This window comes from Myxococcus faecalis (assembly GCF_050039385.1).
Taxonomy (GTDB): Bacteria; Myxococcota; Myxococcia; order Myxococcales; family Myxococcaceae; genus Myxococcus; species Myxococcus fulvus.
Window position 1 is genome coordinate 9,241,645 of sequence record NZ_CP144336.1, and the last position, 19,012, is coordinate 9,260,656.

General features: G+C 70.6%; 7 protein-coding genes. 3 read left to right on the top strand and 4 right to left on the bottom strand.

Annotation, left to right across the window (positions count from 1 at the left end):
- Positions 1 to 19 precede the first annotated feature (19 nt).
- Positions 20 to 10,792, bottom strand: coding sequence for a non-ribosomal peptide synthetase (locus VZQ01_RS37105; RefSeq protein ID WP_426746012.1), 10,773 nt, complete (start codon positions 10,790 to 10,792; stop codon positions 20 to 22).
- A 332-nt stretch (positions 10,793 to 11,124) separates the two neighbouring features.
- Between VZQ01_RS37105 and VZQ01_RS37110 the strand changes: the two genes are divergently transcribed.
- Genes VZQ01_RS37110 through VZQ01_RS37120 form a run of 3 tightly spaced genes read left to right on the top strand, consistent with a single transcriptional unit; the run spans position 11,125 to position 16,062 of the window.
- Complete coding sequence (locus VZQ01_RS37110; RefSeq protein WP_426746013.1) at positions 11,125 to 12,111, top strand: TauD/TfdA family dioxygenase; 987 nt, start codon at positions 11,125 to 11,127, stop codon at positions 12,109 to 12,111.
- A complete protein-coding gene (locus VZQ01_RS37115; protein ID WP_426746014.1) occupies positions 12,035 to 13,378 on the top strand; it encodes an MFS transporter in 1,344 nt (447 codons plus the stop codon). Before VZQ01_RS37110 ends, VZQ01_RS37115 begins: the two co-directional genes overlap by 77 nt.
- Positions 13,379 to 13,386: 8 nt before the next feature.
- Positions 13,387 to 16,062 carry a DUF5916 domain-containing protein gene (locus tag VZQ01_RS37120; protein WP_426746015.1) on the top strand — a complete coding sequence of 892 codons (2,676 nt, stop codon included), beginning with the start codon at positions 13,387 to 13,389 and terminating at the stop codon, positions 16,060 to 16,062.
- Positions 16,063 to 16,075: 13 nt separating this feature from the next.
- Here the strand turns inward: VZQ01_RS37120 and VZQ01_RS37125 are convergent, their stop codons facing one another.
- From VZQ01_RS37125 to VZQ01_RS37135, 3 genes are all read right to left on the bottom strand, one after another.
- Positions 16,076 to 16,552: a hypothetical protein gene (locus VZQ01_RS37125; protein ID WP_228556886.1), complete on the bottom strand. Its 477-nt coding sequence runs from the start codon at positions 16,550 to 16,552 to the stop codon at positions 16,076 to 16,078.
- Between the two features lie 204 nt (positions 16,553 to 16,756).
- On the bottom strand, positions 16,757 to 17,602 hold the full coding sequence (locus VZQ01_RS37130; RefSeq protein ID WP_408890053.1) for an SDR family oxidoreductase: 846 nt from the start codon (positions 17,600 to 17,602) through the stop codon (positions 16,757 to 16,759).
- Between the two features lie 18 nt (positions 17,603 to 17,620).
- Positions 17,621 to 18,745 (bottom strand): NAD(P)-dependent alcohol dehydrogenase, encoded by a 1,125-nt coding sequence (locus VZQ01_RS37135; protein ID WP_426746016.1) that lies wholly within the window; start codon positions 18,743 to 18,745, stop codon positions 17,621 to 17,623.
- Positions 18,746 to 19,012: the final 267 nt, after the last annotated feature.

Sequence of the window (19,012 nt, forward strand, 5' to 3'; positions counted from 1 at the left end):
TCGAAGAGAGGCGCGGCGCTCAGTCGAGGGCCGCTTCGTCGGGCTGGGACGACAGCGAGAGGACCAGCTCCGCGGTGCGAAGCAGCTCCTCCCGGTCCGCCGGGGGATTCAGGAGGGCCTCCGAGAAGGTCGCGACCGTCGGATTCCCGAAGAGGACTCGCAGCGGGACGGTGACCTGGAGGATCTCCTGGACCAGGGAGATGAAGCGCGTGGCGAGCAGGGAGTGGCCGCCCAGCGTGAAGAAGTCATCGTGCGCGCCGAGGCGTGAGACGTTGAGGATCTCCGCCATCAGCTCCGCCACGACCTTCTCCACCGGAGAGCCGGGCTCGACGAAGTCATCGGTCCGCGAGCCCTCCGCGTCGGGCGACGGGAGCGCCTTCTTGTCGACCTTGCCGTTGGGGGACAGCGGCAGGGCCGCGAGACAGACGAAGGCCGACGGGACCATGTACTCCGGCAGCGAGCGCTTGAGGCTCTCGCGCAGGTCCGTGCTGGAGGGCGGCTGCGTGGAGGTGAAGTAGGCGACGAGCCTCCGGTCTCCCGGCACGTCCTCGCGGACGATGACGACGCACGCGTCGACCGAGGGCTGCGAGAGCAGGGCGGCTTCGATTTCACCCAGCTCGATGCGGAAGCCACGGAGCTTCACCTGGTGGTCGCGTCGGCCGACGAACTCCAGATGGCCATCCGGCAACCGGCGCACGATGTCGCCCGACCTGTAGAGCCGGCCCCCGGTCGCGAAGGGGTTCGGGATGAAGCGCTGCGCGGTCAGCTCGGGCTGGCGGAGGTAGCCGCGCGCCAGGCCTTCGCCACCCAGGTACAGCTCACCCGGGACACCGACGGGCACGGGCTGGAGCGCGTCGTCGAGCACGAAGGCGGTGGAGTTGGAGAGCGGGACGCCGATGGGCACCGAGTGCACGGGCAGGGGGGCCCGGGGGACGAGATGCCACGTGCTGAAGGTGGTGTTCTCCGTGGGCCCGTAGACGTGGAGCAGGCGCGAGGGGGGACCGCCGAGGAGGACGGATCGGACCGCGCCGGCGTCGACGTTCTCGCCACCGAAGAGCACGGTGGACAGCGTGGTGAAGGCGCCCGGGACCTGGTTCGCGAGCTGGTTGAACAGCGCGGTCGTGATGAAGAGGACGGAGACCTTCTCGTTGCGCAGGTACTCGACGAAGAGCGAGGGGGACAGCGAGACGTCGCGAGGGACACCGATGAGCGCGCCGCCGTTGAGCAACGCACCCCAGATTTCAAAGGTGGCGGCGTCGAAGGAGGCGTTGGAGACCTGGGCGACGCGGTCCTGGGAGGACAGCTGGATGTACTCGGAGCCGCGGACGAGGCGCACGACGCCGAGGTGGGGGACGACGATGCCCTTGGGCTGGCCCGTCGAGCCCGACGTGTAGATGGCGTACGCGAGGTTCGACGGCGCGCTGTTCGTCGTGGGCGCCGTCGTGGGCTGCCGGGAGATGGCGCGCTCGTCGGAGTCGAGATCGATGACGTGCAGGCCATCGGGGACCGGGAACTTCCCGGAGAGGGCCTCGGTGGTGACGAGGAGCGGCGCCCGTGCGTCCTGGAGCATGAAGGCCAGGCGCTCAGGGGGATAGGATGTGTCCAGCGGCAGATAGGCACTTCCCGCCTTGAGGCACGCGAGCATCGCGACGATGAGCGTGGGGGAGCGCTCCAGGTAGAGGCCGACGAGCGTGTCCGGACGGACGCCGAAGGACTGGAGGTGCCAGGCGAGCTGGTTGGCGCGCGCCTCCAGCTGGGCGTAGGTGAGGACCTCTTCACCGAAGTGGAGCGCGATGGCCTCTGGCGTGGCCCGGGCCTGCTCGGAGAAGAGCTGGTGGATGGACTGGTGCCGGGGGAAGTCGGTGGAGGTGGCATTCCAGTCGACGAGGAGCTGCTGGCGCTCGGCGTCGGTGAGGAGCGGAAGCGCGGTGATGGAGACGCCCGGATGTTGGACGGCGGAGGCGAGCAGGGTCTGGAAGTGGCCCAGCATGCGCTCGATGGTGGTCGCGTCGAACAGGTCCGTGTCGTACTCGAACTCGCCGACGATGCCGGTGGAGGTCTCCTCCAGTGCCATCAGCATGTCGAACTTGGCGGCGCCCGTCTGGACCTCCTCGGGGTGGACCTCGCAGCCGCGAATCGACAGCGGGGTCGTGGAGATGCTCTGGAGGTTGAACATCACCTGGAAGAGCGGCGTGTAGCGCGGGTCCCGCTGGGGCTGGAGCGCCTCGACGACCTGCTCGAAGGGGACATCCGGGTGCGCGTACGCATCCAGCGCCACCTCGCGCACGCGGCGCAGCAGCTCCTTGAACGACGGCGCACCAGACAGGTCCGTGCGCATGACCAGCGAGTTGATGCAGTAGCCGATGAGCCCCTCCAGCTCCGCGCGATTGCGGCTGGCGAAGGGAGTACCGACGCTGATGTCCACCTGCCCGCTGTAGCGGGACAGCAGGGTCTGCCACGCCGCGAGCAGCGTCATGAACAGCGTGGTTCCCTCCTGGCGGCTCAGCTTGCGCAGCGCCTCGACCAGCGGGGCCTCCAGGTTGAACCACCGCGTGGCGCCCCGGTGCCGCTGGGTGGCGGGGCGAGGACGGTCCGTGGGCAGCTCCAGCAGCGCGGGCGCTCCGGCCAGCTGCTTCTTCCAGTAGTCGAGCTGCGTCTGCTGGACCGAGCCCTGCAGCCACTTGCGCTGCCAGTGCGCGAAGTCCGCGTACTGGATGGTCAGCGGCGGGAGGTTCGGCGTCTCGTGGGCGGCGAAGGCCTCGTAGCAGGTCCCGAGCTCCTGGAAGAGGACCGTCAGCGACCATCCATCCGAGATGATGTGGTGCACCGTCAGCAGCAGCAGGTGCTCGGTCTCGCCCAGGCGGACGAGCAGGGTGCGCAGCAGCGGGCCGCGGGCGAGGTCGAACGGACGCTGGCCCTCGGTCTCGATGAGCTGTCGTGCCCGCGCTTCCCGCTCCTCGGCCGGGACGTGGGTCAGGTCGACGAGGGGGAGGGTGTGCCCGGGGGCGTCCTCGGCCACCTGGACCAGGAGCCGTCCACCCCGGTGCTCGAACGTGGAGCGCAGCGCTTCATGGCGGCGCACGAGCGCATCCAGGCCCTGCTCCAGCACTCGCGGCTGCAGCGGCCCCTTCACGCGGAGCACCATGGGGACGTTGTAGAACGAGCTGCCCGGCTCGAGCTGGTCGACGAGCCACAGGCGCTGCTGCGCGAACGAGGCCTCCAGCTCCTGGTCGCGCGAGATGGGCACCAGGGGGCCCGTCTCCGTGTCCTCCATGGGCGAGGACAAGAGCTGCGCGAGTCCCGCCACCGTGGCGTTCTGGAAGAGGGCTCGAAGCGGCAGCTCCTTCCCGAAGTTCGCGCGGATGCGGGAGAGCAGCTGCGTGGCGAGCAGGGAGTGCCCGCCCAGGTCGAAGAAGTTGTCCTCGACGCCGACACGGGGGACCGAGAGCAGGTGGGCCCAGAGGTTGGCGAGCAGCTCCTCGATGGGCGTGCGCGGCGCGACGTAGCTGTCGGTGGGCGCGGAGATTCCGTCGGGTGAGGGGAGCGCCTTCCGGTCGACCTTGCCGTTGAGCGTGAGGGGCAGGCTGGGCAGGCGGACGAAGGCGGACGGGACCATGTACTCCGGCAGCGAGCCCTTGAGCCGCTCGCGAAGCTCCGGGACGGCCGGGGCCCGCGACGACGTGAAGTAGGCGACGAGCCGCCGGTCTCCGGGGCTGTCCTCGCGCGCCAGGACAACGCACTCGTCGATGTCCGGGGACCGCGTGAGCGCGGCCTCGATTTCGCCCAGCTCGATGCGGAAGCCGCGAATCTTCACCTGGTGGTCGCGTCGGCCGACGAACTCCAGGTGGCCGTCCGGCAGCCAGCGCACGATGTCGCCCGACTTGTAGAGCCGGGCCTGGGGCTCGAAGGGATGGGCGACGAAGCGCTCCGCGGTGAGCGCGGGCTGGTGGAGGTAGCCGCGCGCCAGGCCCTCGCCGCCCAGGTACAGCTCACCCGGGACACCGATGGGCACGGGCTGGAGCGCCTCGTCGAGCACGTAGACGGTGGAGTTGGAGAGCGGGATGCCGATGGGCACCGCGTGGCCCGGCGGAGGTGCCCGCGAGATGAGGTGCCACGTGCTGAAGGTGGTGTTCTCCGTGGGGCCGTAGGCGTTGATGAGCCGCTGGGGAGGTCCGCCGAGGAGGGCGGAGCGCACGGCCCCCGTGTCCGCGATCTCCCCGCCGAAGAGGACGGTGGACACCGTGGCGAAGGCGTCGGGGACCTGGTGGACGATCTGCGTGAAGAGGGCGCTGGTGATGAAGAGGGCGGAGATGCGCTCGCGACGCAGGTACTCGGCGAAGAGCGAAGGTGAGAGCGAGACGTCGCGAGGGACACCGATGAGCGCGCCGCCGTTGAGCAACGCACCCCAGATTTCAAAGGTGGCGGCGTCGAAGGAGGCGTTGGAGATCTGCGCGATGCGGTCGGCCGCGGAGAGCTGGACGAAGTTGGAGTCGCGCACGAGGCGCACGACGCCGAGGTGGGGGACGACGATGCCCTTGGGCTGACCCGTCGAACCCGACGTGTAGATGGCGTACGCGAGGTTCGACGGGGCCGTCTCCGTCGCGGGGGCCCGCGTGGGCTGCCGCGAGATGGCGCGCTCATCCGAGTCGAGCTCGATGACGTGCACGCCGCTCGGGACGGGGAGGTTGGCGGAGAGGGCCTCGGTGGTGACGAGGAGCGGCGCCCGTGCGTCCTGGAGCATGAAGGCCAGGCGCTCAGGGGGATAGGACGTGTCCAGCGGCAGATAGGCACTTCCCGCCTTGAGGCACGCGAGCATCGCGGTGATGAGCGTGGGGGAGCGCTCCAGGTAGAGGCCGACGAGCGTGTCCGGACGGACGCCGAAGGACTGGAGGTGCCAGGCGAGCTGGTTGGCGCGCGCCTCCAGCTGGGCGTAGGTGAGGACCTCTTCACCGAAGTGGAGCGCGATGGCCTCCGGCGTGGCCCGGGCCTGCTCGGAGAAGAGCTGGTGGATGGACTGGTGCCGGGGGAAGTCGGTGGAGGTGGCGTTCCAGTCGACGAGGAGCTGCTGGCGCTCGGCGTCGGTGAGGAGCGGGAGCGCGGTGATGGAGACGCCCGGGTGTTGGACGGCGGAGGCGAGCAGGGTCTGGAAGTGGCCCAGCATGCGCTCGATGGTGGCCGCGTCGTACAGGTCTGTGTCGTACTCCAGCGCCAGGTCCAGCTCCGACCCGTCCTGCTCGGTCGTGAGGATGAGCTCGAACTTGGCCGTGCCCGTGCCCAGCTCCTCGAACGACATGCTCAGCTCGTCGAACGTCGGCGGCTGGAGCGGCGCGTTGTGCAGCGCGAACATCACCTGGAACAGCGGATGCTGGTCCAACCGGCGCTCCGGGCTCACCGCCTCGACGATGCGCTCGAAGGGGATGTCCTGGTGCGCGTAGGCCTCCAGCGCGGCGTCTCGCACCCGGTGCATCAGCGCGCGGAACGAGGGCGCGTCCGACATGTCCGTGCGCAGGACGAGCGAGTTGACGAAGAAGCCGACCAGCCCCTCGATCTCCGCGCGGTGCCGGTTCGCGATGGGCGTGCCGACGTTGATGTCCACCTGTCCGCTGTAGCGCCTCAGCAGGATGTTCCAGGTGGCCAGCAGCGTCATGAACAGGGTGACGCCCTCACGACGGCACAGGGCGTCGAGCTGTGCGACCAGCGCCGCGCTCACCCGGGCCCGCTGGATGGCGGAGCGGTGGTGCGTCGCCGAGGCACGCGGGCGGTCCGTGGGCATCACCAGCTCGCCCGACGACGAGCCGAGCTGCTGCTTCCAGTACGCCAGCCCCCGCTCCAGCGTCTCTCCCTGGAGCCACTGCCGCTGCCACAGGGCATAGTCCGCGTACTGGAGCGTCAGCTCCTCCAGTGGTGACTCCAGCCCATCCCGGAGCGCCGCGTACAGCCGGCCCAGCTCCTGGACGACCACGCCCATGGACCAACCGTCGGAGACGATGTGGTGCAGGGTCAGCAGCAGCAGGTGGTCCTCCTCGCCCATGCGGATGAGCACCTGACGCAGCAGCGGGCCGTGCTCCAGGTCGAACGGCGTCCGGATGTTCGCGTCCAGCGTCTCCTGGCGCCGCTGCTCCTGCTTGGACTCGGGCAGCCCGCCCAGGTCCACCACGGGCAGGGGCTTAGGCTCGAACGCGTGGATGACCTGGACCAGCGCCTCGTCGACCTCGCGGAAGGTGGTGCGCAGCGCCTCGTGGCGTCGCGCCAGCGCCTGGAGGCTCTTCTCCAGCGCGGGGACGTCCAGCCGCCCCTTCAGCTCCAGGGCGAACGGCGTGTTGTAGGAGACCCCCGTCGGGTCCATCCGCTGCGTGAACCACAGCCGTGCTTGCGCGGAGGACGCGGGGACGGTGTCGCCCCGGGCCGCCGCGCGAACGGGGGGGATGCTCACGCCCCGCCGGGTCCTCAGCTCCTGGGTGACCTTCTCCGCGAGCCCGCGAAGCGTGGGCGTCTCGAACAGCGCGTGCAGGGGCAGCTCCACCCCGAAGGCCCGGCCCACGCGCGAGATGACCTGCGTGGCGAGCAGCGAGTGGCCACCCAGCTCGAAGAAGTTGTCGTGGAGTCCGAAGGCGTTGCCTCCGAGCACCTCCGCCCAGATGCCGGCCAGCAGCTCCTCCACCGGCGTCCGCGCCGCCTCCGCTTCGACCTGCCGCGCGAGGGTCGCCTGGCTGGGGGCGGGGAGCGCCTTGCGGTCCACCTTGCCGTTGGGCGTGCGCGGCAGGACATCCAGGCTGAGGATGGCCGAGGGGACCATGTACTCGGGCACCCGCTGCTTGAGGTGCTCCTGGAGCAGCGGCACCAGCTGCCGCGTCAGCGCCGCCTGCAGCGGCTGGTTCGTGTACGCGCGCCACGGCTTCGCCACGAAGGCCCGCTCGGTGGACGGCGTGAGCGGCGGCGCCACCGCGCCCCGCCGCAGGAGCCGCAGCTCGAAGGCGCCGTCCTCCTCGCCGCCGGACCAGTGCAGGCTGACGGCGTAGGGGAGCTCCGCCTCCAGGGCCCAGAGCTCCTCCGGGTTGACGCAGTCGGGCTCGGGCTGGCTGCGCAGTTCGGCGCGCAGCTCTCCCACCGTCGAGGGCCGCTCGTCGCGCTCCAGGATTTCGCGGGCCCGCCGCACCTCCGTGAGGCGCGCGTTGGGGATGCGCGTCACCGCGAGCTGCTCGGGCCGCTCCGTCTCGAGCCTCCGACGCAGCTTCGCCATGCTGAGCCCGTCGCGCTTCCAGTCGAGCACCGTGCCCGCGTACGGGTCCACGGCCTCGGCCGCGTCGCCGACGTGCAGCACGACGTCATAGCGGAAGCACGTCAGCTCGTTGTGGTGCTGGCCGCGCTTGGGCCACAGGTCCACCCGCTGGATGCGGGGCAGGTGGGCGCGCAGCGCGAGGAAGAACGCCGGGTCCACCACCAGCTCGTTGTCCAGCGACACGCGCCGCCGGACGGCCTGGGACAGCTGCTCCAGCGGCAGCGTGTCCCGCGCCCGGAACAGCTCCACGGAGAGCGCGAAGGACTCCAGCAGCGACAGGCTGCGCACGTCGCCCACGAAGACGCGGCCCCGCTCGCCCACCGTGGCCACCGCGCCCTCGAGCACCTTCACCAGGTAGTCCACCGTGGGGAAGTGCTGGAGCACGGAGTTGATGACCACCGTGTCGTGCGAGCCGGGCTCGATGCCCGTGAAGTCCTCGGCGCCCCGGTGCAGGAGCGCCACCGAGCCGAGCTTCGGCGACATCTTGTCCACGAATCGCTGCAGGCCCTTGAGCGCGCCCTGCGCGAAGTCCGCGCCGGTGAAGTGCTCGCAGTGCGGCGCGATTCGCACCAGCAACAGGCCCGTGCCGCAGCCAATCTCCAGCACCCGCCGGGGCTTCAGGTCCAGGATGCGCTGGACCGAGTGGTCCACGAACTCGCGCATCTCCTCGGCCGTGATGGGCTGGCCCGTGTAGCTGCTGTTCCAGCTCGCGGTGTTGAACTCGCCGTCCTCCTCGTCGGCGGCGCGGTGGTAGGCGTCGTCGTAGAGCGTCTGCCACTGGGAGATCTGCTCGTCGTTGAGCTCCTGCTCGTCGATGGCGTCACCCCACGCCTCGCCCGGGGGCGAGGGCACCACATAGGCCACCAGCCGGGGCTGCCCCGGCGAGTCCTCGCGCGCCACCGCCACCGCGTCGCGCACCGCGGGGTGCTCCATCAGGTGCGCCTCCAGCTCCCCCAGCTCGATGCGGAAGCCGCGCACCTTCACCTGGTGGTCCACGCGCCCGAGGAAGCGCAGCTGCCCGTCCGGCGACTGGCTGGCCAGGTCCCCGGTGCGGTACAGGCGCGCGCCCGGCTCGCCGCTGAACGCGTCCGGCACGAAGCGCTCGGCGGTCAGCTCCGGTCGGCCCAGGTAGCCGTGCGCCAGGCCATCGCCGCCGATGTAGAGCTCACCCGGCACGCCCACGGGCACGGGGCGTCCGTTCGCGTCCAGCAGGTACACCCGCGTGTTGGCGATGGGCCGGCCGATGGGGATGCCCAGGTGCGCGCCGGGCGTGGGGGCGCCGGGCGGCAGCGCGAAGAGCGTGGAGGTGATGGTGGCCTCGGTGGGGCCATAGGCGTTGAACCACCCGAGCCGCTCCCCCGTGAGCGCGCGCCACGCGGCGAGCTGCTCCGGCGCCGCGCGCTCTCCGCCCACGATGACCAGCCGCACGTCCGGCGGAGGCTGGGCCTGTCGGAGCGTCGCGTCGGTGACCCACTCGTGCCAGTACGCCGTGGGCACGTTCAGCACGGTCAGACGCTCGTGCTCCACCATGCGCAGGAACTCGGCGACGGACGGCAGGCGCTCGAAGGGCAGCAGCACCAGCGTGGCGCCCGTGGCCAGCGTGGGGAAGATCTCCTCCAGCGAGATGTCGAAGCTGATGGACGTGCACTGGAGGATGCGGTCCTCCGCGGTGAGCTGGTACGTCCCCTGGAGCGAGGTGACGTGGTTGACCAGCCCCCGGTGCGACAGCAGCACGCCCTTGGGCTTGCCCGTCGAGCCGGAGGTGTAGATGACGTACGCCGGCTGCTCGGACGTCATGCGCACCAGGGGCGGCTCGGCGCTGAGCGCGTCCAGGGCCTGCTGCTCCAGCACCAGCACGGGCACGTCCTGGGACGGCAGCCGCTCCACGAGCCGCTCCTGCGTCACCAGCAGCGCGGCGCCCGAGTCGCGCAGCATGTAGCGCAGCCGCTCCCGGGGATACGTCGGGTCCAGCGGCAGGTACGCGCCGCCGGCCTTCAGGATGCCGAGCAGCCCGACGAGCATCTCCAGCGAGCGCTCCACGCAGATGCCCGCGAGCCGCCCCGGCCCCAGGCCCCGCGCCCTCAGCGCGTGGGCCATCTGGTTCGAGCGGCGCTCCAGCTCGCCATACGTGAGGCGCCCCTCGCCATGCGTGACGGCCACCGCGTCGGGCCGCAGGCGGGCCTGCTCGGCGATGAGCTCGTGGATGAGCCGCTCGCGCGGGTAGGCCGCCGTCGTCTCGTTCCACGTCCGGAGCGTCCGCTCCAGCTCCTCCGCGGACAACAGCGACAGCTCACCCAGCCGGGTCTCCGGCGCCTGCACCGCGTGTCGCAGCACGTTGAGCAGGTGTCCCTGCAGCCCGCGCACGGTGTCCGCGTGGAACAGGTCCGCGTTGTAGGTGAAGGCCAGCTCCAGCCCCGCCGGTCCAGGCGTCACCGTCAGCGACAGGTCATACCGCGCGAAGCGCCTCTCCAGCGGGAGCTGCCGCACGCTCACGCCCGGCGTCTCGAACGACAGGGGCGGGGCGGACTCCAGCTCCAGCGTCACCTGGAAGTAGGGCGTGTAGACCAGGCTGCGCTCCACCTGGAGCGTCTCCACCAGGTGCTCGAACGGCACGGCCGCGTGCGCGAGCGCCCACTGGTGCGTCCGGCGCGCCTGGGACACCTGCTCGCGGAACGACGTGGCGGCCCGCGGATGCCCCCGCAGCACGAGCATGTTCCCGAACCAGCCCAGCACGCCGCGCTCGGACGGCTCACGCAGGCTCGACGGCGTGCCGATGCACAGGTCCTCCTGCCCGGTGTAGCGATACAGCACCGCCTGGAGCGCCGCGAGCAGTACGTCGAAGAGGTCCGCGCCCTCCGCCCGGGCGAGCGCCTCCAGCCGGCGCGTCAGCTCCAGCGGCACGCCCTGGCGCCCGGTCGCGCTGTTGTACGTCTGCACCGTCGGCCGCGCCTGGTCCGTGGGGAGCGCGAGCACCTGGGGCGCGCCGTCCAGCGCCACGCGCCACGCCTCCACCTGCTGCTTCGCCTCCGCCGAGCGCAGCCACTGCTGCTGCCGCTCGGCGACCTCCACGTACGGCCCCGCCACGTCGTCGCGCCCGCTGAGCACCGCCGCCAGCGACTCCACCAGCACCGGCACCGAGCCCGCGTCGCAGACCATCTGATGGAATGACAAAAGCAACAGGTGCGCCGCCGCGTCCCGCTTCACCAGCGTCGCGCGGAGCAGCGGCCCGGTCTCCAGGTCGAACGGATGCAGCGCCTCCTCGCTCGCGAGCGCCGCCTCCCGGGCCTCGCGCTCGGCGGGCGGGAGACCCTGGAGGTCCACCTGGCGGAACGCCGGAGGCTGCTCCAGCTGTATCTGTTGCAACGGCTGTCCTTCGTGCGCCGTGAATCGCGCGCGCAGGATGTCGTGTCGCAGGGTCAAGGCCGCGAGACGTCGCATCAGCTCGGACGGTTCAACCACCCCGTGAAGTTCCAGCGAGACCAGCTGATTGTGGAAGGGATTGTGGCGCTCCAACTGGTCCAGGAACCAGAAGCGCCGCTGGCCGGATGTGACACAACGGGAATGAGGCCGGCCCGAGGGGGACCGGTGCTGATTGCTGGCGGAAGGCAAGCGAATGCCCCTGTCTGATTTATTCGCGGAGTGGGGACCCACAACGGCGCACGCGCGGCTCGACTCGTTGTCTGTCCATCTCAATCCCGGTGACTGTTGCTTATCGAATTCAAATCTTTTAAGTGGTAATGCGTGGAAGTCAAGAGGGGTCCGTGAAGCACGCCCGGCATGAGGGTGTGTCACACAGGGTCCATGTCCGCGCGGAGCCGAGGGCTCTGGTGGAGTAGGAGAAGCCGTTGGATCTGCGAGTACTGTCGGACGTGTCGCAGCGTGCGCTGCCAGGGGCACCGCCGTGTCTGCTGGCGCTCGGCCCCGAGCGGGAGGGCGTGGACCTGGTCGAGTGGGGACGGGCTCACGCAGAGGCGCTGAGGCACCTGCTCTCACAGCGGCCGGCCATGCTCTTTCGCGGCTTTCGTGTGCCGGGCGTGGAGGCGTTCGAGCGCTTCGCGGAGTGTATCCAGCCGTCCCTGGCCGAGTATCAGGAGCGTTCCACGCCACGTACGGAAGTCAGTGGCAAGGTGTACACATCCACCGAGTACCCCGCGAACGAAACCATTCCGCAACACAATGAAATGTCGTACGCGTCGGCCTGGCCGATGAAGTTGTTCTTTCACTGCGTACAACCTTCTCTGGAGGGTGGCGCCACACCCATCGCAGACAGCCGGGCCGTCCTGGAATGCCTCTCACCCGAAGTGCGTGAGCGCTTCACCCGGAACCGGGTGATGTATGTGAGAAATTACGGCACGGGCGTTGACCTCCCCTGGCAGAAAGTCTTCCAGACCGAGGACCGGGCCCAGGTGGACGCGTACTGTGAGCGTGTGGGAATTCAGGCGGAGTGGTTGGGCGGAAACCGCTTGCGGACCCGCTCGGTGCGCCCTGCGGTCATGAAGCACCCCCTCACCGGAGAGGATGTCTGGTTCAACCAGGCGCATCTTTTCCACGTATCCAATCTGGGGCCGAAGGTGAGCGCGGCGATGCGGATGGTCTTCAAGGAGGAGGACCTGCCGCGCAACAGCCTGTACGGGGATGGCACGCCCATCCGGGACGCGGACCTGGAGGAGGTGCGCGAGGCGTTCCTGAAGACGACGTTCGCCTTCCCCTGGCAGGCGGGGGACGTGATGCTGCTGGACAACATGCTCGTGACCCATGGCCGGACGCCCTTTGCGGGGGCGCGTCGGGTGGTGGTGGCGATGGGCGAGATGCGCTCCGAGCGCGACAGCTGAGCGGCAGGGGGCTCCCATCTTCGCGGTCCTGAGACATCGTGACTTCGCGCTCATCTGGTGTGGCCAGCTGGTCTCCGGGCTCGGGGACTGGCTGCGCAACATGGCGCTTTTGTTCTGGGTCTTCTCCGTCACGGGGGGCGAGTCCCCCGTGGCCACGGCGGCCATCACCGTGGCGACGACGGCGCCCGCGCTCCTCTTGGGGCTGACGGCGGGGACGCTGGCGGACCGGTGGGAGCGGCGCAGCGTCATGGTGTTCTGTGACGCCGCACGGTGCGTGCTGAGCCTGTTGCAGCTGGTGGCGGTGGCGAAGCAGAGCCTGCCGCTGGCGTACGCGGTGGCCTTCTGCTCCAGCGCGGTGGAGCAGCTGTATGACCCGGCGCGGGTGGCGTTGATCCGCTCCACGGTGCCACGCGAGGACCTGGTGGCGGCCAGCTCGCTCAGGCAGGCCACGACGAGCGCCATCATGATTCTCGGCATGGCGCTGGGCACGGGCATCTACTTCGTGCTGGGGCCGTGGGTGAGCTTCGCGCTCGACTCGGCGTCCTTCCTGGTGGCCATGTGCATCAACCTGGCCATCCGCGCGCGCTGCGTGAGCGTGCCGTCCGCGCAAGGCACGTCCGTGCTGCGCGAGGCGAAGGAGGGGCTCGCGTACGTCCGGGGCAGCGTGTTCGTGCGCAGCCTGCTGGGGCTGGGCGCGCTGGCGATGGCGGCCTCGGGGCTCATCGAGGTGGTGCAGCTCTACCTGGTGACGCGGGAGCTGGGGCTGCCCGAGGAGCGGCTGGCGTGGCTGGGCACGACCTTGGGCGTGTCCATGTTCGCGGGCTTCGCCGTGGCGGGGAGCCTTCACCGGCGGCTCCGGCTGGAGTGGCTGCCGGGGCTGGGGCTGGGCGTGTGTGGCCTGGGCGTGCTGCTGATGGCGGTGGCGCCGACGCTCGCGGTGGCGATGGGCGGCATGGTGTTCATCGGCCTGGGCAACGTGCTGCTCAACGTGGGCCTGGGGCCGCTGATGCAGACGCACGTGGAGCTGGGGCTGCTGGGCCGGGTGATGGGCGTCTTCCGCTCCGTGAGCACCGCGTGCCTGCTGCTGGGCGCCAGCAGCGCGGGCTACCTCATCGACCTGGTGGACACGCGGCGGATCACGGGGCTGGCGGGCGTCATCCTGATGGTGGCGGCGCTGGTGGCGGGCACCCGACTGGCCCGGGCCGTCACCGTGCTGCGCGCCGCTCCCCGGGTGGAGCCCCCTCGCGCGGCCGTCAGCGTGGAGTGAGCGGACGCGTGGAGGCCCTCGTCGACAGGCGCGGTGCACGCGCGGGCCGGGCCCGGGGCTGGCTCGTCCTCCTGCTGCTGGCGTGGGGGCCGTCCGTCCTCGCGCAGGTGCCCACGGTGGAGGTGGAGGGGCGCCGCCTCCAGGCGAGCCGGGTGGACAAGGGGCCCTCGCTGGACGGCGTGCTGGATGACGACGCGTGGAGGCAGGCCGCCTTCACCAGCGACTTCCTCCAGAAGGAGCCCGTGCAGGGCATGCCCGCCTCGGTGAAGACCGAGGTCGCCTTCGTGTACGACGCGGACGCGCTCTACGTGGGCGCGCGCATGTCCAGCCTGGGCCCGGAGGACATCGAGACGGTGATGACCCGGCGGGACGAGAGCGGCTCGGCCGAGCGGCTCATCATCTCCCTGGACACGTACCGCGACAGGCGCACGGCCTACAGCTTCGCCGTCACCGCGGCCGGGGTGCGGGTGGACTGGTACCACCCGGATGACCACGAGTACGTCGTCGACCTGTCCTTCAACCCGGTGTGGGAGGCGCGCACCACGCGGACGGCGGACGGGTGGGTGGCGGAGCTGCGCATCCCCTTCTCGCAGCTGCGCTTCGACGCGGCCGACGAGCAGGTGTGGGGCCTCAACATCCAGCGCGTCATCCCGCGTCGCAACGAGGACGACTTCTGGGTGGTGGTGCCGCGCGACATCACCGGCTGGTCCTCGCGCTTCGGCGAGCTGTCGGGCCTGCGCGGCGTGGCGCCATCGCGTCGCGTCGAGCTGCTGCCGTACGTGACGGGGGACTGGCGCCTGGACTCGGGCGCCAACCCGCGCGAGGGCACGCCGTTCGAGGACCGGCGCGCGTACTCGGCGCGCGTGGGCGTGGACGGCAAGGTGGGGCTGGGGCCCAACCTGAACCTGGACGTGACGGTGAACCCGGACTTCGGGCAGATCGACGCGGACCCGGCCCAGGTCAACCTCACGGACTTCGAGGTGGTGGTGGACGAGCGGCGGCCCTTCTTCACCGAGGGCAGCCAGCTGTTCAACAACAACAACACGAACAACAACGGGCCCGCGTACTTCTACTCGCGGCGCATCGGCGCGGCGCCGCGGCTGCGCGCCAGCGCGGACTACGTGGAGCCCTCGCGGGCGACGCCCATCTGGGGCGCGGCGAAGCTCACCGGGCGCATGTCGTCGGGGCTGTCGCTGGGCGTGCTGGGAGCCCTCACGGGCGAGGGCTACGCGGACACGTACGACTTCGCGACCCAGGAGCAGGGGCGCGTGAAGGTGGACTCGCGCACGGGCTTCGGCGTGCTGCGCGCGCAGCAGGAGCTGGGCAGGGGCTCGACGGTGGGCGCCACGCTCACCACCGTCCACCGAGACATCGGCGAGGGCGAGGGGCGCACGGGGGAGCTGGCGCGCGAGGCGTACACGGGCGGCGCGGACTTCCGGCTGCGGCTGCGCGACGGCGAGTACATCGTCTCCGGCTTCGCGGGCGGCAGCCTGGTGCGAGGCGACCCGGCGGCCATCAGCCGGCTGCAGCGCTCCAGCGCGCGCTACTTCCAGCGGCCGGACCAGACCTACGTCCGGTTGGATCCGGAGGCGCGCTCGATGTCGGGCTACACCGTGGGCGCGAAGGTGGTGCGCCAGAGTGGCGAGCACTGGCTGTGGAACGGCAGCGTGGGCGTGGAGTCCCCGGGCTTCGAGCTCAACGAGCTGGGCCGGCTGAGCACCACGGACGACGTGGACCTGAACCTGGGGCTGTACTACCGCGAGACGAACCCCGGCACGTTCCTGCGCGGCTACAAGGTGGGCCTCCTGACGTACGGAAACTGGAACCACGGCGGCACGCGCACCGTGAACCAGTTCATGCTCAACGGCGAGGTGACCTTCCCCAACTTCTGGGAGGCCAGCCTGCTCGTCACCTACTACCCCCGCGCGTTCTCGGACCAGCTGACGCGCGGCGGTCCGCTGATGCAGACGCCCCAGGGACTGGAGGCGAACCTGCTCCTGAACAACAACGCCTCCGGGACGAACCTGTGGGAGGTGGACGCGCTGGCGTGGACATACGAGGACGGCAGCGGTGGTGGCACGTTGACGGGCACCGTCACCGTGCAGCCCCTGCGCAACCTGCGCCTGTCGGTGGAGCCCGTGGGCTCGCTGTACACGGAGGCCCGTCAGTACATGGCCACGCTGGACGGCGGCCGGGAGGAGACGTATGCGCGGCGCTACGTCTTCGGCGCGGTGCGACGCCGCGAGCTGGCGCTGCGCTTTCGCGCCAACCTCTTCATCACCCCGGACCTGAGCCTGGAGGCCTACGCGGAGCCGTTCGCTTCCAGCGGTGTCTTCAGCGCGCCCGGTGAGCTGGCCCGCGCGCGGGGACGTCAGCTGCGCAGGTACGGCCAGGACGGCACGTCGCTGTCTCGAGGCGAGAACGGGGACTGGGACGTGACGGACGGCGCGAGCGGCTTCCAGCTGGCCAACCAGGACTTCAACGTCCGCTCCTTCCGCAGCAACGTGGTGCTGCGCTGGGAGTGGCGCCCGGGCAGCACGCTCTACGCGGTGTGGCAGCAGGACCGCTCCGCGGATTCGCTCGGGGGCAACGCGCTGGCGCCCAAGGCGCTGGGCGACGCGCTGCTGAGCCCGGGGGGACACACCTTCGCGCTCAAGCTGTCGTGGTGGTTCCCCGCGGGCTGAGCTTCACGGTGGCTCAGTCGTCGTCATCGTCATCGCCGTCGCCCGCGCCATCCCAGACGCTCCCGGCGGCCGCGGGCGTGGGGATGTCGAAGGTGCACTTCAGCTCGTCTCCACTCGCATAGCGATAGACGAAGTGGCCCTCGGCGTGATCATCCGCCAGCACCTCCACCGTCAACGTGCCGCTCGCGGGGACCCCCGAGCGCTCCGGGTAGCCCGTGCCGCTGCCCCCCGAGTCCGAGCGCGTGGGGCGCCAGCGCTTCACCCCGGAGCCCTCCTCGGGGGCAAGGGCAGCGCCGGTGTTGACGAGCTGCGCGGTGCGAGGGGCGTCGCCCCTGTCGAACGCCGCGCCATCCACGAGCTCGATGTCCACGCCGAAGTCGGAGAGCGTCGCCTGCCCATCGGGCAGGTAGCTGATGAACAACAACGGGTCGATGACCCCGAAGCGGTCTCGCGTCAGGCGCGAGTACTCGCCGTCGATGGGCCAGTCCACCTGTTCTCCCTGGAGGGTTCCTCGACATTCCCCCCGGGCCTCCCGAGGATCTCCACAGGCCGTGGTAAGCAGGAGCGTGACGACACCCGGAACCGCCGCGCGACGAAGCCATGCGTTCATGCGGCCATCCTACGGGCCTTCGTCACTTTTCCCGCGTGGGTCGCGACCGCCTCCCTCCGTGCCGCGGTGCGTCCCGACGCACGCTCACGGGGGCGACAGCGGCAGGTCCTCGAGCCCCAGGGGAGGGTGGCCCGTGACACGCTCGACGTCGGAGGTGACGGTGGACATCTCCCCGGAGGCGATGGCCGTATAGGTGCTGACCCACGCGTCCACCTGCCACTGGGGCGCGCCGTAGTGGGCGCGCGAGCGGTAGGCCTCGTCGATGCTCTCGGCGTAGTAGCGGATGGGCCTGCCGAGCCTCCGCGTGAGCACCTGGGCGATGTCGTCGAAGCCCAGCGCCGCGGGGCCCGTCAGCGTGAGCGTCTGTCCCCGATGCGGCTCCGGATGGAGCAGCACGGCGGTGGCGACGTCGGCGATGTCCGACTGGGCGACGGCGGCGACGCGCCCGTTGCCCGCGGGTCCCCGGATGATGCCGTCCTCCCCGGCGAGCATCGGCAGGAAGTCCAGGTAGAGGCTGTCGCGCAGGACCACCGACGCGAAGCGCTGCTCGCGAAGCTTCTGCTCGGTGGCCCAGTGGTCCCGGGCGAAGGTGAACGTCGCGTGGGGGGCCGCGCCCTGGAACGACGTGTAGACGAGCGTCTGGACGCCCACCGAGGCCGCGGTCTCGATGAAGGCGAAGTGCTCATCGAGCCGCGTGGGGGCCTCCTTCGCGGACACGAAGAGCACCGTCTTGATGCCCTCCAGCGCCCGGGAGAGCGCGGCCCGGTCCTGATACGTCGCGACGCGCACCTCGGCGCCGGGCAGGTGGGGGGCGCGCTTCTCGTCGCGGACGATGAGCCGCTGGGGGACGCCCTTCTCGGCGAGCTGTCGCGCGACGCGCCCGCCCAGCTTGCCCGTGCAACCGGTGACGGCAATCGATGGCTCCGCCATGGACTCTCCCTCGGGGTCTCAGTTCGACTGCGTCATCCGGATGACGGGCTTGAGCGTGTCGCCCTTCTCGGAGTCCTTGGCCGCCTCGTTGATCTGCGTCAGCGGGTAGAACTTCACCAGCTTGTCGAACGGGAACCTGCCCTGCGAGTAGAGGTCGATGAGCTGGGGGATGAAGACGTCCGGCACGCTGTCGCCCTCGACGATGCCCCGGATGCTCTTGCCGGGCACCATCAGGTCATTCACGTCGAAGCTCGCGGTGGTGCCCATGGGGGGCGCGCCCACGACGCCGCACGTGCCCAGGATGTCGAGCGCGTCCACGGCCTGCCGCAGCACCTTGGGGTGGCCGGTGGACTCGAGCGTGAAGTCCACGCCCTTGCCGCCGGTGACGCGGCGGATGAACTCCACCGCGTCCTCGTCCTGGCCGTTCACCGCGTGCGTGGCGCCTAGCTCCAGCGCGAGCTTGAGCCGGTGGGGCTTGGTGTCCACGGCGATGAGGGTGGTGGCGCCCGCGAGCCTCGCGGCCATGATGGCGGAGAGGCCCACCGCGCCGGAGCCGAACGCCGCGAACGAACTCCCCGCGGTGACCTTCATCGAGTTGAGCACCGCGCCCGCGCCGGTGGAGATGCCGCAGCCGAGCGGTCCGAGCAGCTCCAGCGGCACGTCCTTGCGCACCTTGACGATGTTTCGCTCGGTGGCGATGGCCAGCGTGCCGAAGGAGGACTGACCGAAGAAGTGGTCGTGCAGCGGCTTGCCCTCCTTCTGCGTGGCGGTGGAGCCGTCGATGCGCCCGCCGCCCATGTTGCGCGCGAAGAACTCGCGGCAGTAGGCCGGGTGCCCGGACTGGCACAGGTCGCACTTGCCGCAGAAGGTGAAGGCCATGACGACGTGGTCGCCCGGCACCACCTTGGTCACCCGGCTGCCCACGCGCTCGACGATGCCCGCGCCCTCGTGTCCGAGCACCGCGGGCAGGGGCACCGGGTAGTACTGGTCCCGGACGATCATGTCCGTGTGACACATGCCGGTGGCGACCATCCGGACGAGCACCTCGTCGGCCTGGGGCGCGTCGATGGTGACGTCCTCGAGTTGGAAGGGACCGCCCTTCTTCCAGACGACCGCGGCCCTGGCCTGGGTTTGCTCGCTCATGGACTTCGTCCTCCGTCGCTTTCGGTACCCGCCAACGGTACGGATGGCCCGGAGGGCGGGGGAACCTGCCCTGTGCCTCGAAGGGAGCGCGGGCAGGCCCGCCCGTGCCCGCCCGCCGTGACGGACGAGCCTCCAGGCATGCGCCGGGTGCCTCCTTCTCCCAGACGCGGAGGCGCGCACCTGGGCAGCGCGGTTCGTTTCCTCGAACCCTGTCGCTCGCCCTGCACGCGTGCGGGCCCGCCGCCGTGCCTGCGGGGGTTGTGACGC